21 protein-coding genes are annotated in these 25,985 nt (G+C 36.3%); 14 read left to right on the top strand and 7 right to left on the bottom strand.

Annotation, left to right across the window (positions count from 1 at the left end; all coding sequences use genetic code 11):
- Nucleotides 1-4: 4 nt before the first annotated feature.
- The 3 genes from ccoN to AAC601_RS15525 are packed head-to-tail and all read right to left on the bottom strand — an operon-like array spanning nt 5 to nt 4,744.
- Nucleotides 5-2,122 (bottom strand): cytochrome-c oxidase, cbb3-type subunit I, encoded by a 2,118-nt coding sequence (gene ccoN / locus AAC601_RS15535; RefSeq protein WP_340153763.1) that lies wholly within the window; start codon nt 2,120-2,122, stop codon nt 5-7.
- Complete coding sequence (ccoS, locus tag AAC601_RS15530) at nt 2,112-2,318, bottom strand: cbb3-type cytochrome oxidase assembly protein CcoS (protein ID WP_340153762.1); 207 nt, start codon at nt 2,316-2,318, stop codon at nt 2,112-2,114. Before ccoS ends, ccoN begins: the two co-directional genes overlap by 11 nt.
- Complete coding sequence (locus AAC601_RS15525) at nt 2,315-4,744, bottom strand: heavy metal translocating P-type ATPase (RefSeq protein ID WP_340153761.1); 2,430 nt, start codon at nt 4,742-4,744, stop codon at nt 2,315-2,317. Before AAC601_RS15525 ends, ccoS begins: the two co-directional genes overlap by 4 nt.
- A gap of 249 nt (nt 4,745-4,993) precedes the next feature.
- Between AAC601_RS15525 and AAC601_RS15520 the strand changes: the two genes are divergently transcribed.
- The 5 genes from AAC601_RS15520 (at nt 4,994) to AAC601_RS15500 (ending at nt 8,557) form a co-directional block, all read left to right on the top strand.
- Nucleotides 4,994-5,494, top strand: coding sequence for a transcriptional repressor (locus AAC601_RS15520; protein ID WP_340153760.1), 501 nt, complete (start codon nt 4,994-4,996; stop codon nt 5,492-5,494).
- A 93-nt stretch (nt 5,495-5,587) separates the two neighbouring features.
- Nucleotides 5,588-5,935, top strand: coding sequence for a hypothetical protein (locus AAC601_RS15515; protein ID WP_340153759.1), 348 nt, complete (start codon nt 5,588-5,590; stop codon nt 5,933-5,935).
- A gap of 2 nt (nt 5,936-5,937) precedes the next feature.
- Nucleotides 5,938-6,261: a ribosome-associated translation inhibitor RaiA gene (raiA, locus tag AAC601_RS15510; RefSeq protein ID WP_303270480.1), complete on the top strand. Its 324-nt coding sequence runs from the start codon at nt 5,938-5,940 to the stop codon at nt 6,259-6,261.
- A 200-nt stretch (nt 6,262-6,461) separates the two neighbouring features.
- Nucleotides 6,462-7,115 (top strand): hypothetical protein, encoded by a 654-nt coding sequence (locus AAC601_RS15505; protein WP_340153758.1) that lies wholly within the window; start codon nt 6,462-6,464, stop codon nt 7,113-7,115.
- Nucleotides 7,112-8,557: a GAF domain-containing protein gene (locus tag AAC601_RS15500; RefSeq protein ID WP_340153757.1), complete on the top strand. Its 1,446-nt coding sequence runs from the start codon at nt 7,112-7,114 to the stop codon at nt 8,555-8,557. Before AAC601_RS15505 ends, AAC601_RS15500 begins: the two co-directional genes overlap by 4 nt.
- Nucleotides 8,558-8,560: 3 nt before the next feature.
- Here AAC601_RS15500 and AAC601_RS15495 read toward each other — a convergent pair whose 3' ends face one another.
- Both AAC601_RS15495 and AAC601_RS15490 read right to left on the bottom strand, forming a co-directional pair.
- Nucleotides 8,561-10,378 carry an ATP-binding protein gene (locus AAC601_RS15495; protein WP_340153756.1) on the bottom strand — a complete coding sequence of 606 codons (1,818 nt, stop codon included), beginning with the start codon at nt 10,376-10,378 and terminating at the stop codon, nt 8,561-8,563.
- Nucleotides 10,379-10,497: 119 nt separating this feature from the next.
- Complete coding sequence (locus AAC601_RS15490; RefSeq protein ID WP_303270476.1) at nt 10,498-11,304, bottom strand: 5'-nucleotidase, lipoprotein e(P4) family; 807 nt, start codon at nt 11,302-11,304, stop codon at nt 10,498-10,500.
- Nucleotides 11,305-11,491: 187 nt separating this feature from the next.
- Here AAC601_RS15490 and hemB point away from each other — a divergent pair, with 187 nt between their 5' ends.
- Together hemB and AAC601_RS15480 are read left to right on the top strand one after the other, a co-directional pair.
- Nucleotides 11,492-12,466 (top strand): porphobilinogen synthase, encoded by a 975-nt coding sequence (hemB, locus tag AAC601_RS15485; RefSeq protein ID WP_303270475.1) that lies wholly within the window; start codon nt 11,492-11,494, stop codon nt 12,464-12,466.
- A 146-nt stretch (nt 12,467-12,612) separates the two neighbouring features.
- Complete coding sequence (locus AAC601_RS15480; RefSeq protein WP_340153755.1) at nt 12,613-14,322, top strand: amidohydrolase; 1,710 nt, start codon at nt 12,613-12,615, stop codon at nt 14,320-14,322.
- Nucleotides 14,323-14,471: 149 nt separating this feature from the next.
- Here the strand turns inward: AAC601_RS15480 and AAC601_RS15475 are convergent, their stop codons facing one another.
- Complete coding sequence (locus AAC601_RS15475; RefSeq protein ID WP_340153754.1) at nt 14,472-14,942, bottom strand: hypothetical protein; 471 nt, start codon at nt 14,940-14,942, stop codon at nt 14,472-14,474.
- Nucleotides 14,943-15,106: 164 nt separating this feature from the next.
- Between AAC601_RS15475 and AAC601_RS15470 the strand changes: the two genes are divergently transcribed.
- Both AAC601_RS15470 and AAC601_RS15465 read left to right on the top strand, forming a co-directional pair.
- The gene (locus AAC601_RS15470; RefSeq protein WP_340153753.1) at nt 15,107-16,213 is read left to right on the top strand and encodes a 2Fe-2S iron-sulfur cluster-binding protein; all 1,107 of its coding nucleotides are present in this window, start codon (nt 15,107-15,109) and stop codon (nt 16,211-16,213) included.
- Nucleotides 16,214-16,288: 75 nt separating this feature from the next.
- Complete coding sequence (locus AAC601_RS15465) at nt 16,289-17,998, top strand: M3 family oligoendopeptidase (protein WP_340153752.1); 1,710 nt, start codon at nt 16,289-16,291, stop codon at nt 17,996-17,998.
- Between the two features lie 287 nt (nt 17,999-18,285).
- On the opposite strand, the gene AAC601_RS15460 is transcribed toward AAC601_RS15465, so the two are convergent.
- Entirely contained in the window at nt 18,286-18,921 is a 636-nt protein-coding gene (locus AAC601_RS15460) for a peroxiredoxin (RefSeq protein ID WP_340153751.1), read from the bottom strand.
- A 406-nt stretch (nt 18,922-19,327) separates the two neighbouring features.
- Here AAC601_RS15460 and AAC601_RS15455 point away from each other — a divergent pair, with 406 nt between their 5' ends.
- The 5 genes from AAC601_RS15455 (at nt 19,328) to AAC601_RS15435 (ending at nt 25,984) form a co-directional block, all read left to right on the top strand.
- Nucleotides 19,328-20,308: a polyprenyl synthetase family protein gene (locus AAC601_RS15455; RefSeq protein ID WP_340153750.1), complete on the top strand. Its 981-nt coding sequence runs from the start codon at nt 19,328-19,330 to the stop codon at nt 20,306-20,308.
- The gene (locus tag AAC601_RS15450; protein ID WP_340153749.1) at nt 20,308-20,925 is read left to right on the top strand and encodes a rhomboid family intramembrane serine protease; all 618 of its coding nucleotides are present in this window, start codon (nt 20,308-20,310) and stop codon (nt 20,923-20,925) included. The genes AAC601_RS15455 and AAC601_RS15450 overlap by 1 nt, the downstream gene beginning before the upstream one ends.
- 265 nt (nt 20,926-21,190) lie before the next feature.
- Complete coding sequence (gene hisS, locus AAC601_RS15445) at nt 21,191-22,579, top strand: histidine--tRNA ligase (protein WP_340153748.1); 1,389 nt, start codon at nt 21,191-21,193, stop codon at nt 22,577-22,579.
- Entirely contained in the window at nt 22,572-24,062 is a 1,491-nt protein-coding gene (gene hutH, locus AAC601_RS15440) for a histidine ammonia-lyase (RefSeq protein WP_340153747.1), read from the top strand. Before hisS ends, hutH begins: the two co-directional genes overlap by 8 nt.
- Entirely contained in the window at nt 24,059-25,984 is a 1,926-nt protein-coding gene (locus AAC601_RS15435; protein ID WP_340153746.1) for a gliding motility-associated C-terminal domain-containing protein, read from the top strand. Before hutH ends, AAC601_RS15435 begins: the two co-directional genes overlap by 4 nt.
- The last annotated feature ends 1 nt before the right edge of the window (nt 25,985 follow it).

The following is a 25,985-nucleotide window of genomic DNA, read 5'->3' as shown; positions in this document are numbered from 1 at the left end:
AATTTTATTTTTCAGCAACTTTTATATCAGTACCCAGTCTTTGCAAATAAGCAATCAAGGCTACAATTTTGGCTTCTGGAACAGTCTCAATTCCATCAGCCTCTAGGCTTTTGACAATTTTTTCGGCTTGCTCTTTTGCATTTGCCTGGACTTCCTCTTCAAATCCTTCCTCATACGGAACACCTAATTGTCTCATAACCGTGATTTTATCAGGAAGCCCTTCTAAGTCATAGGCTTGTTGAAGTAACCATGGGTAAGGAGGCATAGTAGAACCTGGTGACATTGACCTTGGATCATACATATGGTTGAAGTGCCAAGAATCAGGGTATTTTCCACCGACCCTGTGCAAATCTGGCCCCGTTCTTTTGGAACCCCATAAGAATGGATGATCATAGACATACTCACCAGCTTTGGAGTACTCGCCATATCTTTCAGTTTCATATCGGAAAGGCCGTATCATTTGAGAGTGACATCCTACACAACCTTCGCTTATGTAAATATCCCGACCCTCTAATTCAAGCGGAGTATATGGTTTTACAGCTTCAATTTTGGTGGCCTCATTGTCTTTCATCATAAATGAAGGTATCAGTTCAAAAATACCACCTATTAGGATCGCCACTGTAGTAAGAATAGTGAAGAAAACTGGTTTTCTTTCCCATACTCTGTGCCAATATTCTTTTCCTTTGCTCACTGCTTTTTCTAAGGCTGGAGCCTCAGCTGCCTCATTGGCAACAAATTTCCCAGCTTTAGCTGTCTTGATCAAGTTGTAGACCATTACAAAAACACCCACCAAATAAAGTAAACCTCCAAACGCTCTTAACATATGCATCGGTATGATTTGCAGAGTAGTAGACAAGAAGTTAGGATACTGTAAAATTCCGTCTGGAGTAAATTCTTTCCACATCAACCATTGTGTGAAGGCAGATACGTACATCGGCAAGGCATAGAAAATAATGCCTAAAGTACCCAGCCAGAAGTGGGTATTCGCTAATTTCCTGGAGAACAATTTGGTTTTCCACATTTGTGGTATCATCCAGTATAACATACCAAATGTTAAGAAACCATTCCATCCTAACGCACCAATGTGGACGTGAGCCACAATCCAGTCAGTATAGTGAGCAATAGCATTTACACTCTTTAATGATAGCATTGGCCCTTCGAAAACAGCCATACCGTAGGCGGTTATAGCTACAACCATAAATTTCAAAATCGGATCTTCTTTGACTTTATCCCATGCACCTCTTAGGGTTAATAATCCATTTACCATTCCACCCCAAGATGGAGCAATTAACATGATTGAGAATGCGGTACCCAAGGCTTGTGCCCATTCAGGTAATGAGGTGTAAAGCAAGTGGTGAGGACCCGCCCATATGTAAAGAAAAATTAAAGCCCAGAAATGGACAATTGATAATTTATATGAATAAATAGGTCGATTTGCAGCCTTCGGCAAAAAGTAGTACATCAAACCCAAATAAGGAGTGGTTAGAAAGAATGCTACTGCATTATGACCATACCACCACTGCACTAAGGCATCTTGAACTCCAGCAAAAGCGGAATAACTTTTCATAAAATCAACCGGAATTGCAAAGGAATTTACAATATGTAATACGGCTACGGTTACAAAAGAGGCAATATAAAACCATATAGCTACATACATATGTTTCTCTCTTCTCTTGATTATGGTACCGATCATGTTAATTCCAAATACTACCCAAATTAATGCAATAGCAATATCGATAGGCCACTCTAGCTCAGCATATTCTTTGGACGAAGTGAATCCCATCGGTAGAGTAATAACAGCAGAAAGAATGATCAACTGCCAACCCCACATGTTTATCCACGATAGAGTGTCACTAAACATTCTGGTTTTCAGCAATCTTTGCATGGAATAATAAACTCCAGCAAAGATGGCATTACCCACAAATGCAAAAATAACGGCATTGGTGTGTAAAGGCCTTATTCTACCAAAGGTGGTGTATTCCGAACCTAAATTAGCCTCAGGTGCAAACAGCTGTGTGGCGGCCAAAAGACCTACCAGCATCCCGATGGCGCCCCAAACTACTGTTGCTATCGCAAAGTATTTGACGACTTTGTTGTCATAATGAAACTTTTCAATTTCCATGTGATTCTTGTTTATGATTTGTTGATTGATTACTTGATTTATTTTCTTTTTTTGATACGGCATCGTCCCACAGCATTCTGTAGGAAGGTGTGGAGGCATCATCGAACTGCCCACTTCGAACAGCCCAAACAAAAGCTACCAAAAAACCTGTCGCTACTATCAAACTCACGATTATTAGTACTACTAGTATGTTCATGAATATTGGTCTTTTTTAGTTTGTAGTAGATATTTACTAGCTAAATACCGGGTGCCCAGAGTAGCTAGAAGCACCACTGAAAAAGAGCTTATAGGCATCAATATAGCTGCAATAACAGGTGATAAAAGTGCTTGTACTGCAAAACTCAAGCCTACCACATTGTATAAGAATGAGAGAATAAAGCCTGCAATAACTAATTTGAATGTAGCTTTGGAAAATTTCATAATGTTGGGAAGTAACCTTAAGTTTTCACCCAAAAGGATACCATCGCAAGCAGGACTGAACTGCCGTGTGGATTCTGTAATGGCTAATCCGAAATTGCTTTTGCGTAAAGCGGCAGAGTCATTTAAACCATCTCCGGCCATCATTACTTTTTGATTTGATGCTTGCCATTTGGTAATAAACTCCTTCTTATCGCCAGGTAATTGTTCAAAATGCATATTATCCTCCGCTAGCCATTGTTTTAAATACTCTTTTTCGGCTGGTTGGTCTCCAGATAATAGGTTCAAATGATATGAGGAGCTTAATTCCGTAAATAATTTGCCAATGTTTTCTCTGAAGACATGTTTTACATTGAAGCAGCCGTATGTCAAACCATCCACATTGATAAAGACTTGAGAACTATTAGATTTCTTATCAAAATCTGTAGGTTGATTATCAACAAATTGTTTTTTACCTAATTTGATAATTTGCCCATTAATATTGGCGCTAATTCCTTGTCCACTTATTTCTTTGTAGTCCACGATTTCCTGAGATGGATAAAAAGGGAGCCAGTTATAAATAATTTGACTTAATGGGTGCTTTGACTGGTTAAATAGAGTTTTAACTGCAGCTAAAATCTTATGTTCTGGCATATTTCCCTCAAAAATTACTTCAGCTCTGTCAGAATAAGTAAGTGTACCCGTTTTATCAAAAACAATAGAATCTATTTTAGATAAATCTTCTACAGATTGAGTACTTTTTACGAAAAAACCGGCTTTGCTCAAAATCCTCATAGCGTAGCCCAAAGTTACGGGTGTTGCCAATGCTAATGCGCAAGGGCAAGCCACAATCAGAACTGTAGTGAAAGCTCTGATGGCACTTTCAAATGAACCTATGATTAGCCAACTTCCCAAAGAGATAAATGCAATAGCTAAAACAACTGCCGTGAAATACTTACTAATTTTGTCGGCCGTACTTTGGACTTGTGCTTTTGCAGCATCTTGAATTGATTCATCGTCCCAAAGTTGAGCTAGATAGCTTTGAGAGGGTCTTTTTTTAACTTGCACCAACACAGATACTCCCTTTAACCTTCCTCCTGCATAAATCAAATCTTCTTTTTGTTTGGTTTCTGGTAAAGATTCACCTGTGACAAAACTGTAATCTATGGAGGCCTCGTCTGAAATTAATAGACTGTCTGCCGGAATAATTTCTTCATTTCTGATTTTAAGGATGTCAGAGGGAAGTATGCTATTAAGTAATACTTGTTCTTCATGCTGAGCCTGAATTTTAGTGACAGATAGAGGGAAGAATGATTGAATATCTCTATCGAATCGAAGGTGGTCAAATGTTTTTTGTTGATAGTATTTACCTAACAGTAAGAAAAAAACCAGTCCTGATAAGGAATCTAAATACCCCAAACCAGATTGAAACAAAATGATATAATAACTATAACTGAATAGAGTGAATATGCCAATGCTAATTGGAACATCCATATTGATTTGTCTTTGTTTGATTGCACCCCAAGCAGATTTGAAATAATCCTGTGCGGCAAAAAGCAATACTGGAATTGCCAGTAGGGCATTTAGGTATGGAAAAATCTTGGAAATAATGTCCTCATTGAATATGTCGAGTCCAAAGTATTCCGGTAAGCTAAATAGCATGCTATTACCAAATACAAAGCCAGCTATTCCAATCTGCAACCAGATTCTTCTGTACGGTGAGGTATTAGATTTTGATTTCTCTAATTGGATATCAGGCGTATAGGCTATTGAATCTAAAATATTAACCAGTTCCAATAAGGTGAGTTCTTCATGATTGAAAGAAATAATAACTGTTTTTTTATTGAAATCTACTCTACTGCTGATTATCCCAGAGTGGAGCTTATAGAGCTTTTCTAATAGCCAAATGCAAGCGCTGCAGTGAATGGCAGGAATGTAAAATCTAACCTTGCTGATATTATCATTTTTGAAATCAAGTAAACTATGGGCAAAAGCTTCGTCTTTAAGAAATTCAAAATTTTGCCGAGTTCGTTTTTTAGAACTTACACCTGGACTTTCAGCTACGCAATAAAAATTATCCAGATCATTTTCCAGCAAAATCTCATAGACCATGCGGCAACCTTGGCAACAGAAATTCTGGCCAAGGCTTTCTATGAGCTCCTGGTCACATTTCTCACCGCAGTGTGCGCATTCTACATCCTGTAATTTCGCTGCTGATACACTCATTAATTGCTAATTTTTTATTTTTCAAAAGTAATAGCTGTTGGTCTCTAAAAACATGACATAAGTCAGACTTAAGCTTGAGTTTAATCATTCGTTAATCTAAAAAAAAATAAGGACATAAGTAAATAACGGAAAGGGTAATTGAAAAATTTTTGTTTAGAATTGCTTTAAACTTTGTTAAAAAAGACTGCTGCTATTTCAAAGCTCATATTCAAAACCTAACTTAGGCTTTAGAAAAAAATAGTTTGAAAAATGTCGATGTCTAAACCCGTGATGAAGGAAATTTTGCAGCGTGCAAAAAACATACTAGATGAGTATCTTAATGATCAGCATTTGAGGAAAACTGCCGAACGTTATTCTGTTTTAGAAGAAATTTATTATTTACCACAGGATGAACATATAGATGTAGAAACACTCTTCCTAAGAATGAGAAATAAAGAATACACTATTTCCAGAGCCACAGTTTATAATTCAATCGATCTTTTGGTGGAGTGTGGATTGGTGGTAAAGCATAATTTTAAGGATAAAAATGCACTCTATGAACCTGCTTTAACCTATGAACATCATGACCATTTGGTTTGTAATGACTGCTTGAAAATCAAGGAGTTTTTGGATCCAAGTATTGAGGATATCAAAAAAAGAGTTGGTAAGTCAGTTGGATCTGACATTAAACATCATTCGTTAGTTTTTTATGGAGATTGCACAATAGAGAATTGTGAGAATTTACAAAGAAAACAGGCCGTTAATGATTGATTAATAGGTAGAAAGCAGTCTGACCATCTTCTTACGAAATCTACAATTCAATGAAAACCGTAACAAAACCCCATTGTAATCGCTTAATATAGCATGATGCAATTACAAGAAACAATACAACATTTAAACCGAATAGTAGATAATATAGCCCAAGTTAATGCCCAAATTGACGGGTTGACGTATGAGGATTTTCGTAAGAATGAAACAGTAAAAGAAACCGTGTACGAGTATCTACAAGAAATTGGTCAAGCCGCAAGAGAATTGTCCGAAAACCAAAAGTTACCGAGTGAAATCAATTTGGAACCATTGGTAGCGTTTAGAAATGCACGATACAATCAAGAGGCAGAAACAGGTCATCAGCAAGTATTTAATACACTTCCTGATTTAAGACTTATTGCGGAAACTATTGAAAAATCAGATTTATACCAAAATAATTTATAATAATGGATATTACTTTAGAACCTGTAGACTTTAATATAAGTCAAGAATTGAATGATCACATGCGGGAGATGTTCAATAAACTTTCAAAATACAACGATCAAATTGTTGGCATTGATTTGTATTTAAAATCAAATGCAAATGATGAGGATAAAGAAAAAACGGTTGATGCAAAAGTTTTTTTACCTGGAAATGACATTTTTGTCTCGGGTAAGGGTGACAACTTTGTTTCTGCAGCCCAAGACTGTTACGATGTTGCCAAAAGACATGTCAGAAAAGCTAAGGAAAAAGTGAAAGACAGACAGCAGCACCGACCTGATAAATACTAAAAGACCTATTTATAACATATTTGAACTGCCTAAGGTACCAGAGATTTAAGTCTAGTGCTCTAGGCAGTTTTTTTGGTATTGGCAAAACTTGACCAAGTAGCCAGCTCTCCTGAAATCCATTGCTGTGTAATTTTTCGTACTTCTTTAAACAATAATGAATTAAAAGGATTAGCTTTAGCAAGCAATAGAGGAGTTTTTTTATGAGAGTAGCTTTAGCGGGTTTGTTGATCTTATCGGTCTTAACAGGGATCGGATTAATTTTTTGGCATCAAGAATGGAAATTTTCCAAACCCACACCCATACCAGCTGGATACAGCAGCCTTCAGCGTGGTGATTCAGTCTCAAAAAATGTTCTTTCTTCTTTAGAAATCGGGGAAGAAGATCAAGCTTTTATTCATTTTTACAATTTCGATTGTCCATGCTCTAGATTTAACATCAAAGAATTTCAAAACCTCGTGATCCAATATGGTTCAAAGGTGAAATTTTTAGCGGTCTTGGAAACTGTCGAAAGAAATGAAAGTGAAATTGAGGAGTTTAGAGAGAAATATAGTTTAGGTATAGATATCCATTTAGATAGGGAAGGAGTAATAGCAAGCGAATTAGGAGTTTACAGCACACCGCAAGCGGTTTTAATAAAAAATCAGCAAGTTTATTTTAGTGGCAACTATAATAAAGCAAGATTCTGTACTACCCAAAACACCAAATTTGCAAGTATAGCACTGAGCGCAATGGTCAGTGATAAAGAACCACCAGTTTTCCCAGAATTGGCAAGCATAGCTTATGGTTGTGAGCTACCTGCAAATGGAAATACCGATACAAGAATTGATAAATTTTTTAATTTTTTAAATTTATGACCGCAATCGCAAAAGAAAAGTTCAAACCTTATTTTGATGAAATATATAGGAGGGCTGATAGAGTTACTGAAATTACCATTGGAGGATATTTCCTTTTTGGATTGTTTTTAGCCTTCTTCTATGATACTTGGCTGGTAGGACTCGGAGTGGGATCATTGTCTTTAATTTTATACTTTGGAGTGAAGCTTTTGCTCCGTGGAAAATACGCCCATCACTACGTAGGAAGCTTAGTTGTTGCTATTTTTATGGCTCAATTTATATATCAGATGCATGGGTTGTTTGAGATGCATTTTACAGCCTTTGTTGCGGTCATAGTTTTAATGGCTTATCAAAACTATAAAGTATTTATACCGGCTACAATTTTCATTGTAATGCACCACGGCATTTTTGCTTACATTCAGTATTTGGGTTTTGTAAATAATGAGGAGACTTATCAATCAGTTTATTTCACTCAGTTGGATTACATGGATTTGCAGACATTCCTTTTCCATGTTGGCTTGGTTGCTGTTGCTGTAGTAATTGCAGCGTCCTACTCTATATACACGCGAAACAGGTCAAAGTTTTTGATTCAAAAAATGATTGAAAGCGAGGAGCAAGCAGATATAACCAAAACTAATATTCTTTTTGCTAAAGAAATAGCCAATAGCAATTATGATAAAGAATTTGACTTGAACGAAGAAGATCCGTTAAGTAGCGCATTGATGGATATGCGAGAAAGCTTAAAGAAAAGTTCGATTAGAGAAGAACAGGAGCGTTTTACGAACAAGGGCTTGGCTGAACTATCCAATATAATTCGAGATAACGGTAGTAATCTTAAGGATTTGACTTATGAGGTTATCGAATTTTTGGTAAAATATATGAAGCTCAATCAAGGAGGATTTTTCATTGTAAAAGAGGAGGGGGATGATACTTTTCTCGAATTAGAAGGCTGTTATGCTTATGATAGAAGAAAGAAAATCAATAAAAAAATTCAGCCTGGAGAAGGTTTGGTTGGTCAGTCTTATCAGGAAAAAGACAGCATTTACCTTACTGAGGTTCCCGAAAACTATATTAACATTAAATCTGGGTTAGGAGATGCCAATCCGCGGTCTATAATAATTACCCCAGTTAAAAGAGATGAATATATTGAAGGGATAATGGAACTGGCGAGCTTTAGAGTATTAAAAGAATATGAAAGAGATTTCTTGGAGAAGGCAGGGGAGAGTATCGCAGTGGCTTTAAACACTGCCAAAGTGAATCAAAAAACCACCGAGCTCTATCAGCAATCTCAGCAACAGACAGAAGAAATGAGAGCACAGGAAGAGGAGATGCGTCAGAATATGGAGGAATTATCTGCTACACAGGAAGAAATGCAAAGAACTCAAAAAGATTATGAAAAGATGCTGGCTGATGCACAAAACGAAAATGAAGAATTAAGGAAACAATTGGCAAGTAAGCTTTAACATTTACGAGATGGGAAGTGCTACGTAAAATGTACTTCCCTTGTGTTCTTCTGATTCTACCCAGACTTCGCCATTCAGTAAATCCACATACTTCTTAACTATTGATAAACCTAAACCTGTAGAGTTTTCACCACCCGTGGGTTGTGCACTTAATTTTTGAAATTTTTTAAATATCATTGATTTATCTTCATCTGTGAGGCCAGGACCTTCGTCCCGCACTGAAAATATTATGTTACCCTTTTTTCGCTGTGCATCTACAAAAATATCGGTGCCTCGTTCAGAAAATTTGATGGCATTTACTACAATATTTTCTAAAATTTGGGTAAGAAAAAGATGATCAGATTTTAGTGAGATGTTTGCCTGCGAATTATAATTTATTTTTATTTTCTTGTTATCGGCAGAAACTTTTAAATCATTTTTTACCGATTTTAGCAATTCTTTTATATTAATATCTTCGGGAATAACCTTCATTCTATTCCCCTCCAGTGCATCAAAATCCAAGATCTTAGTTATCATGTGATTCAATCTTTCGGCTGAATCCTTTGCTTGATGTATTATTTTTAAATCATCATCTTTGAAATTTTTGTTTCCTACTTTTAATATCTCCAGCAGTCCTGTAATTTGATTAATTGGAGATCGTAAATCGTGGGCCAGAATCTTTACTAAGTTATTTTTTTCTTCATTTAAATTAGTCAATTGTAAATTCCGATTAGACAACTGTTCATTTTTGTTTTGAATACTTTGTTGTTGTCGCTCTATTTGTTTGTTTTTGCGGCTCAGTATTTTCGCTACTTTTTGTTCTCTATAGAAGAGTATAATAATGATAGCCAATAAACCAGTAGTAACAATAGCTATTATAATGTAAGTGACGCGGGTATTTTTTTCTTTTTCTATTAATAAATTGGCATTCTTTAATTGCTCTAATTGAATTTCTTTTTCCTTAGTCAGAATAGAAGCACCTAAATTCTCTTGTCCATATAGGCCGTCTATAAAATTATAGAGTTCCGGCCCCATGTATTTGGAAGTAATATTTGCCAGTTTGGTACTGGTTTTGGGATCCGCAAGAAATTCATTGAAAATTTCTATCCAGTCGCTGTTTTTAGGGGCAATAAAAGCATACCCTTTACCTTTTATAGTGAAGAAGTTTTGTCGTGTCAATGTTCCTCCTCCTTTAATCAACATCAGGTATATAGGTAAGTCTATAAATCCGAATCGATCGTCATCCTTACTAATCTCATCAAGGATGTTTTTATCAGATTCAATGTATAAAATCTCAAAATCTAAGTTCAGCTGTTTTCTCAATTGCAAAAGAAATTGCTCATAAGTAGTTCCCTTAATGGTAACTGCCGTCATTTGAGACATCATTTTGTTGATTTCCCCTAATGTCCGAACTATTGGGGTGCCTTTACTTGATACCAGTACGGCAACATCCGATAAGTATGGTTTTGTAAAATCTACTATAGTGTTCCGTTTCTCAGTTATTGAAAAGGCTGAAACCCCAAATGAATTAGGCTTTAGTTCAGAGCTAATATGCTCTAAGATGTTATTAAAACTATTATTTTCAATCCATTTTAACTCAAGGGTAACATTATATTTGTTTTGAATATAGATTTGAAATGATTCTAAAATCTCTACCTCTAGTCCTTCAGGATTTCCACTCTGGTTTTTGTAAATAAACGGATTAGAGATGTACCAATGTAAATTTAGTTTGGCATGACCTTGTTTTTGAGCTTGGTGCCAGCTTTCAGTCTGACCCATCACCGGAACTTGCGAAAGAAGCAAGAGATTTACAAAAATGATCAGGACACTTCGAATTCTCATATTCGGTCTAAAATTTAAACAAAATATGAAAATTATATAAGTATCTGAAATTTAATCTATAAGTTGGGATAATTAAAGGTTAAAACACGCGGTCTGGAAGACCTATTTCTTACAGAGCGTCAGTTTGCAGCGTCAATGACTTTTCTCCTCATTTCAATTTTTTCTTCGTAAGTTCTAGCGAAGTCATTTTCATAAATTGCTGATTCCCATTCTCCGTACATTGGATTAGGAAGTATTATGAAATTGTGTAGTACTTCTTTATAATTTTTCTTAACTAAATTTTTTCCTAATGTAGAATCTCTTTCTGCAAATTTCTGACTGTAATCTGTCAGATTATCTCCAACATATAAGAGTATGTTGTGCCTGGCCGCAACCATTTCTCGTCTCTCTGACTTATCACTTTTTGTTGTCCGTAAGAATAAATGGTCTTTTTCAGCTTGTGGCAACTTAAGTGTTTTTAAGTTTTTCAGCGTTGGTTCGAAGACGTTTATTTTTCTGTTGGAGATATAGAAAATCTTTACTCCTAAACTATCAGCAAAATTTAAAAAGTCAATGGCCCCAGGCAGCGCCTCAGCCTTGGCCTCTGTGCACCATTTTCCCCAACTTTCTGAACTGTAATTTTCTCCTTCTAAAAATAATCTTGCCTCAAAAGGACTGTTATCCAGAACAGTTTCATCTAAATCAAGTACAACTGCGGGAGGGAAAGCCGAAGTGGTTAAGGTGTCCATTTTCATTTTCAGTAACATTTTCCCTTTATCGTATGCCTGTAGAAAGGATAACTCCATTTCGGCAGATTGTTGAAACCATAAAGTAGCATTGCCTAATTGCAAGGATAGCTTTTCAGCCGAACTGAGAGATTTTTTGCTTGAAAAATGATCGCAAGAGCTAAAAAACAAGGTGGCGATGATGAAAATTACAGGACGCATTTCTTTAATTTTAAACCTACCGCAAATTTAGAAGGTAATTCGGTAAACAGAAATACTATGTAGCCAGGAAGAATGATTTTTATTATATTAATTAATTATAATTGAGTTTTTATGCACGATTTTTTAGTTCACATTCGATTTTCCATCTGATAAAAGTTTAAATTTGAATGATCAAAAAGAACATTTTATGTTAATAAGACCAAGAAGAAACCGTAAATCAAAAGCCATTCGTGAAATGGTCGAAGAAACGACCCTCACTACCAAAGATTTTATCTTCCCTTTGTTTTTATTAGAAGGCCAAAAGAGAAAAGTGGAGGTCGATAGTATGCCCGGGATTTATCGTTTTTCAATTGACTTGATGCTGAAAGAAATAGAAGCCTGTCTAAAGCTGGGAATTAAATCATTTGACGTCTTTCCTGTGGTTGAAGAAAAACATAAGGATAAAATGGCAACTAAAAGTGCTGATGAGAACTTTTTCTACTTGAAAGCTTTAAAAGAAATTAAGTCTAGTTTTCCAGAGGCTTGCATTATGACAGATGTAGCCATGGACCCATACAGCAGTGATGGGCATGATGGCATAGTGGACGAAAATGGCAATATTCTCAATGATGAAACGCTGGATGTTTTGGCAGACATGGCTTTGGCACAAGCCGCAACAGGAATTGATATAATTGGTCCATCTGATATGATGGATGGCAGGGTAGAATATATTAGAGATGTCTTAGATGAAAATGGTTTTGAAAATACGTCCATTATGAGTTATTGTGCTAAATATGCATCTGCTTTTTACGGTCCCTTTCGTGATGCCTTGGACTCTGCACCGAAATCTGGTGATAAAAAAACCTACCAAATGAATCCGGCTAATAAATATGAAGCTTTAATTGAAGCTGAGTTAGATGCGCAAGAAGGAGCAGATTTTTTAATGGTTAAACCCGCCTTAGCCTATTTGGATGTGATTCACTTGCTGAAAGAGAACAATGAATTACCAATAGCTGCCTATAATGTAAGTGGCGAATACAGTCTTATTAAAGCAGCTGCTGAGAAAGGCTGGCTAGATGGAGAAGCCGCAATGATGGAAAGTTTATTGAGTATCAAAAGAGCAGGTGCAGATGTGATATTAAGCTATTTTGCAAAAGAAGCTGCTCAAGTATTGAGAAAATAGTGCTTTAACCATATCCGCAGCATGGTGCTTATCTTAGACTGAGTAAAAGCTTGATATTGTGGTGTCAAGCTTTTCCATTCAAATAAACTTTATTGTTTATCTGTGATTTTAAAATTACTTTCAATCAAAATTTTAATTATACCATAATGAAAATAAAAACTATACTATCAATATTGGCAATTTTCAGCTTTTTGAGTTGCCAAAATCAGCAAGAATCAGCCGAGCTCATCATAAAAGGAGGAACCATTTATACAGTTAATGATAATCAACCTACTGTGGAAGCGGTCGCAGTCAAAGACAATAAAATACTATTTGCAGGAAGTGAGGCTGAAGCTGAAAAATATATAACAGAAAAAACTCAGCAGATTGACCTCAAGGGGAAAACTATGACTCCAGGCTTTATTGAAGGGCACGGTCATTTTATGGGCTTAGGTTACAATGAATTAAATGTGGATTTACTTCAGACAAAAAGTTATGATGAAGTGATCCAAAAAGTGAAAGAAGCTGTTGATGCGGCAGAACCGGGCCAATGGATTACAGGCAGAGGTTGGCATCAAAGCAAATGGAATAAAATGCCGGATAATACTATTAATGGTTTTCCATTGCATCATGCGATAAGTGAAGTTTCACCCAATAATCCAGTTTATTTACGTCATGCGAGCGGTCATGCAGGTATGGCTAATGAAAAGGCCATGCAAATTGCAGGCGTATTACCTTTATCTAAAGAGAGTATGGCTAATCTGGATGTCGAAGGTGGGGAGATTTTTAGAGATGGTAAAGGTAACCCAACTGGCGTTTTCAATGAAAGGGCGATGACCTTAATTACCCAGCATATTCCTGAAAGCACACCGGATAAAGATCGAAAAGCTTTTGAATTAGCAGTAAAAGCTAGCCATAGAAATGGGATTACCAGTTTTCATGATGCAGGTATTGGTAGAGAAAATATTCAGCTTTACCGCGATATGAAAGCCGAAGGTAAATTGGATGTGAGAATGTATGCCATGCTCACAGGTTGGGATAAGGAGCTCTTAGAAGAATGGTATAAGAATGGTATAGAAGTGGATAGTGCTCATCTATTAACCATTCGCTCCATTAAATTAAATTGCGATGGCGCTTTAGGATCAAGAGGGGCATGGCTTTTGAAAGAATATACCGACCAACCTGGTCACTTTGGGCATGAGACTTTACCAATGGAATTTGTTTACACTACTTCTAACAAAGGCTTGCAAAATGGCTTTCAAGTTTGTTCTCATGCTATTGGAGATAGGGCCAATCAGGAAATTTTAGACAGATATGAAAAAGCTATGAAAGAAAATGCTGATCAAACTGAGAACCACCGATTCAGAATTGAGCATGCCCAGCATTTACATCCCGATGATATACCAAGATTTGCTGAATTAGGTGTTATTCCTGCTATGCAAGCTGTTCATATGTCTTCCGACCGTCCTTGGGCGATTGACAGATTAGGAGAAAAGAGAATTAAAGAGGGCGCTTATATGTGGCAAGCATTATTACAATCAGGAGTTCCGATTGTTAATGGAACTGATGTGCCTGTTGAACCTATTGATCCTTTAGCTTCATTTTACGCAAGTGTGAGTCGTAAAACTTTAGAAGGAACTCCTGAAGGTGGATACGAACCAGAACAAAAAATGACTAGGGAACAAGCATTAAGGTCTTATACGTTAGATGCGGCTTATGGTGCTTTTGAGGAGGAAATTAAAGGATCAATAGAAGTGGGCAAACTAGCCGATTTCACTATTTTTGATAAGGATATTATGACTGTTCCTGAGAATGAAATCCTAGATACCAATGTTGCTATGACTATTTTTGATGGTCGTGTGGTTTATGAGAAATGATTTTAATATCTGATTATAATATCAGCTCTGAAGGCAGACATTATAAATTGAAACCGATTTTCAATGGGACAAGATCCCCACCTTCGCGGGAATGAACAGTAATAAAAAAAGGTCCGAAATTTCAGACCTTTTTTTTGTTATTTATTTTATCAACCGTCAATTGCTTCATAATTCTCTATATTCTCAGGCAACTGGATATCAGCTAACAATTTTTCTTCCAATAAATCTGCCCAAGCTTTCATATAATCCACCACATCTTCTTTGCTATTATGGTGTAATTTTATTCCTCTTTCCCCCATAAACCTTCTCACTTCCTGATTCTTCAGTCGTTCCAGATCAATCATATCGTTTCTTTCCAGTCCGGAATCCATCATACTGGATATGATTTCGTCCATTGGCATGGAGCTAATGCTACAATAATCCTCTACTTGATCTGTCCAATCACCTGATTTTCTCATGGCATATTCATGGATTTCTCTTTTGCTGTAGGGAGTGAGTTCTTGAGCTAAATGTCCACAATTACAACCGCCCATATGGCCCCATTGGTAATGAGTTCCCTCTTGAATTTTCTTAGCAGCAGTTCTAATCGCTTTTATAAGTTTTATATTGGGTCTTGCCATAATTTTATTTTTCTTTTTGTAACTATCTATTTACAAGGAAAGTTTATTAAATGAATTGAAATTGTAAGCATTTTTCGAATTAATGAGCGAAAATTGTCAAAGCTTGTTAATTTTGCTTAACTATTATAGAAACATTGAGTTTACTCATATAAAACTAAAGAAGCATGGCATTTAATTTTTTCAAAAAGAAAGAAGATAAAGAGAAAAAGAAATCTAATCGATACAAGGAGTTAACAGTTCGTCAAGTCATCAATGCAACGACAGATGCGATTGTAATAGAGTTTGAAAAGCCTGAATGGGAAATTTCATATACAGCGGGGCAATTCCTAACGCTAATCACTGATATTGATGGTGAGAGCGTAAGAAGAGCTTATTCTCTTTGCACCTCTCCGCTAGTTGATGAATATCCTGCTGTAACAGTGAAAAGAGTCGAAAACGGAAAGATGTCCAATCATTTAAATAGCAATTTAAAGGCTGGCGATAAACTTCAGGTATTGGAACCAATGGGTAATTTCACGACTGAGGTGGATGCTAATAAAAAGCGACATCTGATCATGTTTGCCGGAGGTAGTGGAATAACTCCTATGATGGGAATTTCAAAATCAGTTCTGCATGCTGAGCCAGATAGTATTATTTCTTTGATCTATGCTAATAGAAATTTAGAGTCAGTAATCTTCAAACAAGAGTTCGATAAGTTAGAAGATGAATATGAAGGTAGAATGCATGTGATTCATGTACTGGATGATGCCCCAATTAATTGGCAAGGTGAATCCGGGTTGTTGAATGAAGAGATGCTGAAAAAAATCTTAGATAGAATTCCAAACTGGGGTAAGGATCAGACACAATACCTAATGTGTGGTCCGGAAGGGATGATGAAGAATGTAGAGCAACATTTAGACATTTTTGGTATTGATAAATCCAATGTTTACAAAGAGAGCTTCGTACAAGGAACTATCGATAAAGCGGAAAAGACAGTTAGCGAAGAAACTCAAGGTGATGAGTATGAAGTAACTATTCTGTTCGATGGAGAGGAATATAAATTTCCAGTTCCAGCTGATAAAACTATCTTGGAAACTGCATTAGATATGGATATCGATTTACCTTTCTCATGCCAAAGTGGATTATGCACAGCATGTAGAGGTAAGCTATTATCGGGAACTGTCCGAATGGAAGAAGATGAAGGTTTGTCAGATGCAGAAAAAGAGGAAGGATTTGTGTTGAATTGTGTTGGCCATCCGACTTCAGCTGATGTAAAAATTGAAATAGGATAAAACATTAAGAGAATAAACCAGTAAAACAGAAAGAGGGCGATATGTCCTCTTTTTTTATTTAATCGATTGGAAATTATGGAATTTGAGATAAAAGAAAGACAATTTTTACCGAAGGATTTTAAAGTAAAAGATTGGGAAACGCTAAAACCATATTTTGAAAAATTATTGAATCAAGACATTGATTCGGATGCAGATCTGAAAAAATGGTTTGCTGACCTCAGCGAGTTAGAAGCTGTGGTATCAGAAGATATGGCTTGGCGCTATATCAAAATGACTTGCGATACTACCGATGAAAAGTTAGCGGCTTCTTTTGAAGATTTCGTAAGAAATATTCAACCTCATATTGCTCCTTATAGCGATAAATTGAATAGGAAAGCATTGGCATCTCCCCATTTATCAGCTGTTAAGGAAAAAGAAGGCTTTGACATCATGATCAGAGAGATGGAGAAAGATGTGAGAATATTCAGGGAGGAAAATATTCCCTTAGAAACTGAAATTTCCAGCCTTTCACAACAATATGGTGCTATTTCTGGGGCGATGGATATTGAGCATGAAGGAAAGGAATTAACCCTTCAACAAGCAGCAGTAAAGTTACAATCAACTGATAGGAAATTAAGAGAAGAGATCTACCAAAAGATTTCATCAAGAAGATTAGACGATAAAGAGAAGCTGGATGATCTGTTCAATGAACTAGTGAAATTGAGAACCGAAGTGGCGATAAATGCTGGCTTTGACAACTTTCGTGATTATATGTTCGCTTCCATGGGGCGATTTGATTACACTCCACAAGATTGCTTTGATTTCCATGATTCGGTGAAGTCTGAAGTGGTTCCACTTTTAGATGAAATTGCCAGAGAACGAAAAGAAAAGCTTGATATTGATAAATTGCGACCATGGGATAAAGCGGTTGATATATCTGGAAAAGAAGCATTGGCACCTTTTAAAGGAGCTGATGATCTTACAGAGAAAACAATCAAGGTATTCAACCAATTGAATCCTTTTTTGGGAGATTGCCTTACTAAAATGGTTGAGATGAAGCATCTTGACCTAGATTCTAGAAAAGGGAAATCACCCGGAGGCTATAATTATCCGCTCTCAGAAACTGGTGTGCCATTTATATTCATGAACGCTACTTCTACATTACGAGATATGGTGACCCTTCTACACGAAGGGGGGCATGCTGTGCATTCTTTCTTAATGAATGGTTTAGAGTTAAATGATTTCAAAAACCCACCTTCTGAAGTGGCTGAGTTGGCGTCCATGAGTATGGAATTAATCACCTTAGATTATTGGGATACGTTTTTCGATAATGAAGAGGACTTAAAAAGAGCTAAAACAGAACATCTGGAAGGAATTATAGAGACCCTTCCTTGGGTGGCTACTATCGATAAATTTCAACACTGGATTTACGAACATCCTGATCATACTGTGGAACAGAGAACTAAAGCCTGGAATGATTTTCTAGATGATTTTTCAGATTCCATCACTGATTGGTCAGGCTTGGAAAAATTCAGAGATAATATGTGGCAGAAGCAACTGCATCTCTATGAAGTCCCATTTTATTACATAGAATATGGTATGGCACAATTAGGTGCCGTGGCTGTATGGAAAAACTACAAAGAGAATCCTGAAAAGGGATTAGATTCCTATATGAAAGCACTGAAAATGGGTTATACCCGTTCAATCCCTGAAGTTTACGAAGCTGCGGATATCAAATTTGATTTCAGTAAAAAGAATATCAGTGAATTGATGAATTTTGTGAAAGAGGAGATGAATAAGCTTTAAGGTGCTATTTAGAAATTTGGACAGCGATGTGAAGGTTATCAAACCGTTTAATTCCTTCTTCTTATAGTAGCCCGAATTAAAGAAAGGAAAGTTCAAAAGAACTTTCCTTTTATATCAGTTAATCAATTATGATATATCCCTGATTTTTAGCGCTTATTATTATTGACGAGCTCAGACGGTAGTCAGACCGCCTTTATAAAAATATTTTCCTATAAGGCCAATAGCTAAGAATAAAAAAAATCCTGCTCAGTTGCCCGAGCAGGATTTTGACTTTAATTATACAAAAACTATTTCTTGTTTTTAGCTAAGTAAGAAGAAACGCTTTCTCTTGATTCTTCCATCGCTTCTTTTCCTTCTTCCCAGTTTGCAGGACAAACCTCTCCAAACTTCTCAACATGTTGCCATGCATCAACAACTCTTAACATCTCATCGATATTTCTACCTAATGGAAGGTCATTGATAGTTTCATGACGAACAATTCCTTCTTTATCAATCAAGAAAGTTCCTCTATAAGCTACAGGAGTTCCTTCGAAGATTAAATCACCTTCTTCATTATAGTTCCAGTCACCAGCTAAAACGCCAAAATTATTGGCAATAGTTTTAGAAGCATCTGCAACTAATGGATAAGTAACACCTTCGATTCCACCGTTTTCTTGTGGAGTCAATAACCAAGCTAAGTGGGTTTCTTCAGTATCAGTAGATGCACCGATTACCGCCACACCTCTTTTTTCGAACTCAGCTAATTTCTCTTGGAACGCCAATATCTCTGTTGGGCATACGAAAGTGAAATCTTTAGGATAAAAGAAGAACATCACATCTTTTTGACCGATGTACTGCTCTAAAGAAAAATCTTCTACGATTTCTTCTCCATTAATAACTGCTCCTGATTTAAATACTGGTGCTTTTTTTCCTACTAAAGACATATTCTAATATTTAATTATTGTTAAAATTTATTATTTGATTTTAAATACTTATTTCCTTTCAATACGATCATATACTAGTGATGTTGTTCGTATACGAATTAATTTTTTCAATAAACTTTTTATTGTTTTTTGTTAAGTACATAAGACACTTAAAAAGTGTATTAGGTATGATATATCAATGCTTTTATCTAATGACTAAACCTTTACTTTCTTTCGAACTGCAAAGGTAAGTTTGAAAATTTTGAATAACAATTGCAGGTGTAAAAGTTTCGATTGATATTTCAAATGGAATTATCAATTTTTTCTATAATAATTCCAAGCACTCTTAATTATTTCCGTACGTAAAATTAACTTTTTATATCCCTTATTATTCCTATATCTTTAGGCTTTAAATTTAATTTATTAGATGAATCCATCGATCAAAGACTATATAGTTTCTATAAACTCTGCCATAGAAAGAGAGAACTTTGGAAGCAAGCCTCAAGAACTGTATGAGCCCATTCGTTACATTATGGCTCTCGGAGGAAAGAGAATGCGTCCGCTTTTAAGTTTGTTAGCCTACCAGCTTTATCAAGACGAAATTGAAAAAGTTATACCAGCTTCTTTAGCTGTAGAGATCTTCCATAATTTCACTTTAATGCATGACGATATCATGGATAAGGCGCCCTTAAGAAGAGGTCAAGATACGGTGCATAAAAAGTGGAACGAGCCTGTTGCTATACTTTCAGGTGATGTAATGCTGGTTAAAGCTTATCAGCAACTCATTCAATATGTTCCGAATGAGAAACTCACAGAGGTCCTGGAAAAATTCAACCAATGTGCAATTGAAGTTTGCGAGGGGCAACAAATTGACATGAATTTTGAAGATCAGGAGCAAGTGCATGAAGATGAGTATTTAGAAATGATCCGTTTGAAAACTGCTGTTCTGTTGGGTTTTAGTCTTGAGTTTGGAGGGATCCTTGCAATGGATAATGAAGCTGATCATGCATTGCTGTATCAAATGGGAGTTAATGCTGGTATTGGATTTCAGTTGATGGATGATTTGCTTGATGTTTATGCTGATCAGGAGAAATTTGGAAAGCAAGTAGGTGGAGATATCATCGCCAATAAAAAGACTTATCTATTAATCAAAGCAAAGGAATTAGCTAGCGGAGAAAATTCTAACGAGCTTAATCAATGGTTAAGAGCGAAGGATTTTGATAGTAGTGAAAAAGTAAACGCTGTGAAGGCGATTTATGATAAACTCAGCATCAAGCAGCTAACAGAAACTAAAATGAATCAGTATTTTGAAAAGGCATTTAAAAATTTGGATGACTTAGATGTGCCTTCAGAGAAGAAGCTCGTCATTAAAGATTTCTTCAATTACCTTATTAACAGAGAACAGTAATGAGTACTACTTTAATTATCATTATCGTCACTTGTATAGTGAGCATTCCAGCCTTCAGTAATCCATCCAGAATGTATGCTTGGATGTTCAATCCTTATCAAATTGTGTATAGAAAGCAATATTACAGGATGATCACTTCGGGCTTTTTACACGCTGATTATGTGCATTTAATTTTTAATATGCTTACGCTGTATTTCTTTGGAGATGCGGTGGAGTACTATTTTAATCAATTAACTAATTATGGCACTTTCCTATATGTGGGGCTTTATCTATCTGCAATAGTAGTTTCGGATATTCCAAGCCTTTTAAAACATAAAGAAAATCCGAATTATAATGCGCTGGGAGCATCGGGTGCTGTTTCTGCAGTAGTTTTTAGTAGTATTTTATTTAACCCAATGACAGATTTATGTTTGTATGGATTGTTATGTTTGCCGGGCTTTATTTTTGGAGCCATTTATGTGATTTATTCTTATTATCAAGGTAAAAGACAAGGGGATAATGTGAACCATGATGCTCACTTATTTGGTGCACTGTATGGGGTACTAATTACGATTGCAATCTGGCCCGGAGTTATTATGCATTTTATTGAGCAGTTGAGAACTTTTAGTTTGTTTTAAATAAGAAGCTAGAATCTAGAAACTAGAAACTAGACACCAGAGACGAGTATTGAAGTAGTTGATTATTTGAGAATTATTGAATTAAACGAAATCGAGAGTTTGCAGGATATGGGTGCTACTTCAACTTGCTTCTGATCAGTCTGACTAGAAATACCAAGTATACGCCCCTCTCTTTTTATCTAACTTATCAACAGCTAAACCTCCTAATTTGCCGACCTAGTTCTCGCAAAATTTTGTAGATTTGTCTAAAAATAAATAGTAAAAAATGAGCAAACAAAAACCTTCTATCCCTAAAGGAACCCGTGATTTTGGACCTGCTGAAATGGCTAAGAGACATTTCATTTTAGATACCATAAAAAAGGTCTATCAAAAATACGGTTATGCACCCATAGAAACACCTGCAATGGAAAATCTAAGTGTATTGCAAGGGAAATACGGAGATGAAGGAGATCAATTGCTTTTTAAAATATTGAATTCAGGAGATTTCCTTTCTAAAACTGAAGAAGAGGACCGATTTGATTCAAAATCTCTCCAGCCTAAAATTTCGGAAAAGGGTCTTCGATACGACCTTACCGTACCATTCGCACGATTTGTGGTAATGAACCAACATAATTTGACTTTTCCCTTCAAGCGATATCAAATTCAACCGGTTTGGAGAGCTGATCGTCCGCAAAGAGGAAGATACAGAGAATTTTATCAATGTGATGCGGATGCCATTGGCACAAACTCCATGCTGTGTGAAGCAGAAATAGTTTTGATGATCCAGGAGGTTTTCAAAAGTTTGCAAGCTAAAAAGGCTAATAGTTTGGATTACGCTATCAAAATCAATAATCGCAAAATTTTATCAGGAATAGTAGAGGTAATGGGCGCAGAAGGTAAAGAAACTGATTTCGCTGTGGCTATTGATAAGTTAGATAAGATAGGAGAGGAGAAAGTTAAAGAAGAGCTCATAGAAAGAGGTTTTGAGCAATCTGCTATCGATACTTTGTCACCATTATTTGCTTTAAGCGGAGATAATAAAGAACAATTGAATTTCTTAAAGGGATTCTTGAAGAAATCGGAAATGGGTCAGAAAGGCATTAGTGAACTGACTGATGTATTTGATATTCTTGATTCGTTCGGAGCAAATGTGCCTCAATTGGAATTGGATGTTACCTTGGCTCGTGGACTTTCATATTATACAGGAGCTATCTTTGAAGTGAAGCCAAAGAATGTTCAGATGGGCAGTATTTGTGGAGGAGGACGATATGACGGGCTAACGGATACATTTGGTTTACCAGACGTTTCCGGTGTTGGGATTTCTTTTGGTGTAGACCGGATTTACGATGTGTTGGAGGAGCTAGAATTATATCCTGATAATGCGGAAAGTAGCACTGAAGTCTTGATGGTGAGTTTTGATGAAGAAAGCTGGAAATACTGCTTGAAAGTATTGCATAGATTAAGAACTGCCAATATAAGAGCAGAACTTTATCCAGAGCCGATAAAGTTGAAAAAGCAGATGAAGTATGCGAATGATAAGCAAATTCCATTTGTGATTTTGGTAGGCTCCGAGGAAATGAAAACAGGCGATTTAACTTTCAAGAATATGAAAGAAGGGACGCAAGAAAGTATGAATGCAGAAAGCATTTTAAAACGATTTTTAGGATATGAGTGATTTTTTTGTACTTGGCGAGCACGATCTTACCCTAGCGGAGATAAGAATTATTTTAGCAGATAATAAAAAGCTGAAACTGGCAGAAAAGGCCGTGAACGCAATAATTAATTGTCGGAAATTTTTAGACGAACATATTCAGTCTTCCGAAGCTCCTATTTACGGGATAAATACCGGCTTTGGCTCGCTTTATAGCCGAAATATCTCCAAAGCTGATTTAGAGCAATTACAGTCTAATTTGGTGATGTCACATGCTTGTGGCACCGGGCCCGAGATTGATAAACGCATTGTAAAGCTCATGCTTTTGCTAAAAATCCAGTCTTTGGCTTACGGTCATAGCGGAGTTCAGTTAGAAACGGTTCAACGATTGGTGGAGTTCTTTAATGCGGATATTGTTCCAGTAATTTATGAATCAGGTTCTTTGGGTGCGTCAGGAGATTTAGCTCCTTTGGCTCATTTATCATTACCTCTTATAGGTACGGGAGAAGTCCATTTCAAAAATGAAAAAATTAGTGGGGAAGCTTTGATGGCAAAAATGCAGTGGGAGCCCATACATCTGAAAGCAAAGGAAGGTTTAGCTTTATTAAACGGAACACAGTTCATGAATGCTTTTGGTGTTCATGCAGTCTTAGCTTCTGAAGATATTTTGAATTGGGCAAATACAATAAGTGCCTTATCATTAGATGCTTTTGATGGTCGTCCCGAGCCCTTTGATTCCAAAATTCACTTGATTAGGAACCAGGATGGCCAAAAAATAGTGGCCAAGAAAATTTTGGAACTGCTCAATGGTAGCGAAATCATCAATCAAAGTAAAGTCCATGTGCAAGATCCATACAGTTTCCGCTGTATTCCTCAAGTACACGGGGCAAGTTATGATGCTATTGATTATGTTCGAAAAATTATAGGAAAAGAATTGGCTGGCGTTACGGATAATCCCAATATATTTCCAGAAGAAGGTGAAATTATCTCAGGAGGTAATTTCCATGGTCAGCCGTTGGCACTTTCATTGGACTTTTTAGCGATTGCCTTAGCTGAACTGGGAAGTATTTCCGAAAGAAGAACATACCAATTAATTTCAGGAAGCCGAGGTCTGCCTGATTTTCTTGTGATGAATCCTGGTTTGAATTCTGGTTTGATGATTCCACAGTATAGTGCAGCAAGTTTGGTGAGTCAAAGTAAACAGTTATGTACTCCGGCCTCGGTGGATAGCATAGTTTCCTCAAATGGTCAGGAAGATCATGTGAGTATGGGAGCAAATGCTGCTACTAAGCTTTATAAAGTGGTGGAAAATACCTACCAAGTTTTAGCTATTGAATTGATAAATGCATCGCAGGCAATAAAATTTAGAAGACCGTTAAAGACAAGCTCACATTTAGAAGAAATAATTCGTAATTTTAGGCTAGAGGTATCGTTAATAGAGGACGACCGAATTTTGCATCATGATATTGTAAAAGCAGTTCGTTTTATTAAAAATAATTTGGCTTGAGGATATTACTATTTATTTCTTTTCTGGTTTTTAATTCAATCTCATTGTTGGCGCAAGGAAGTTTTAGTAGTGAGAACGGTTTGTTTACAGTAAACTACTTGAAGGGCTGTGAATCTACTCAAATTGAAGTGACCCCTGTCAATGCGACCGGAACACCTTTTATTTGTTTCGATGCTGATTTATCCAATATAGGTTCAAACAACGAGTGCTTCGGAAATCCGGCTCAAACTGCAGAGGATTTCCGCTTTACCTATCAGGATGCAGGTACTTATAGTATATTATTTCTAAGGCAATTATCAAATACTCAAGTTTATGACAGCATAACCATAGAAATCATAGAACCCAATACTCCTTTTGTATCATTAACCAGTTGTAATGATGATCTGATTTTAGATCTAGATCAGCAGCAGGAAAGCTTTGATTTTTATAATGTAGATTTTGGAGATGGATCTTCTCCTCAGGAGTTATTCATTACCGCATTTCCATTCACTTATCAGTATTCAGATCCTACTCAAGAATATAGCATGTCAGTGACGGGCTCCTTCAATAGTAGCGGAAATAATAACTGTAATAATAATATTTTTACTAAGACATTTGTTCCAATTGATCAAAACGAAAGCGAAGCCAACATTAACAGTATTGAAATCTTATCAGAAAACAGTTTTGAAATCAATTTTTCGTTAAACGAAAATCAAAGTTACCAGCTACAACTAAAGCAAAATGAAAGTGGAAATTACCAGAATGTCACTACTTTTTCTGGTCAACAGACTGGGAGTTATACTTTTCAGAGTATAAATTTAAATGCAAATTTTTATTGTGCCAGAATTGTAGCTACAAGCCAATGCGATGGACAGCAGTTGATTTCCAATGAAGTTTGTACTATCCAACTTTCTGCTATTGCTGATTTGCAAGGAAATATTGTGGAATGGAATGCCAATAGCTTTGAAAATTCGAAGGTGCTAAAAAATGGAGAAGTAGTGTATACTGGAAATTCACCTTTCATAGATGAGAGTGTGTTATGTGGCCAAATTTACGAATATCAGATTATAGCAACCGATGCAAACGGTTTGGAGCAAAGGTCTCTGCCCAAAGAAGTGGCAGCTATTAAACGAAACATAACAGTCCCGATTGAACAAATTGCTACCAATGTAATATCAAATACAGAACTCGAATTAAGCTGGCAAGTGCCGCAAGGCCTAGATCCTGATAGATTCATTGTGTATAAGAAGCTTAATCTTAATGATCAATTCTTTAGGATTGATTCGGCAAGCGGAAATTCATATTTAGATGAAGAGTTTGGGTTCGAAGAAAGGCAATTTTATTATTCAGTGGCGTATGTAAATAGTTGTGGGGGCATTTCTCCAGTAGTTACCACAGCCCAAAACATTCTATTGAACTTTAATCAAGATGCATCTGACGTTAACTTTACTTGGAATTCATTTACTGGATTTAGTTCACGTCTAAGCGAATATGTTATAGTGAAATATGATGAGAATATGAACTTACTTGAAGAAAATAGTATTGGAAATGATACCCTCTACAGTGAGAGCGTAGCACAAAGTGTTGATCAATTGGCTTTTTACCAAGTAGAAGCGCATTCGGAAAGTGGGCTAATAGCGTATTCTAATTTACTGAGATATAAAATCCCGTCAAGTTTTTTTGTCCCTTCGGCTTTCTCTCCTAATGGAGATGCCTTAAATGAGGAAATAACTGTGGTGGGTAAGTTTATTGATGAAGTAGAGTTTAGTATTTACAATAGATGGGGGACTTTGATTTTCCGAAGTAACACATTAGGAAGCGGCTGGGATGGATTTCTGCCTACACGCCCTGCTCCTGAGGGAACTTACACCTATACTGTGCGTGTAAAAGATGAATATGGAGAAGAGTATTATAAAAGTGGTGTTTTTAATTTAATAAGATAGA

The organism is uncultured Marivirga sp. (genome assembly GCF_963974845.1).
In the GTDB taxonomy this organism is placed as follows: Bacteria; Bacteroidota; Bacteroidia; order Cytophagales; family Cyclobacteriaceae; genus Marivirga; species Marivirga harenae.
Note: the sequence above shows the minus strand (reverse complement) of the source record. Positions and strands in the feature narration are given on the sequence as shown.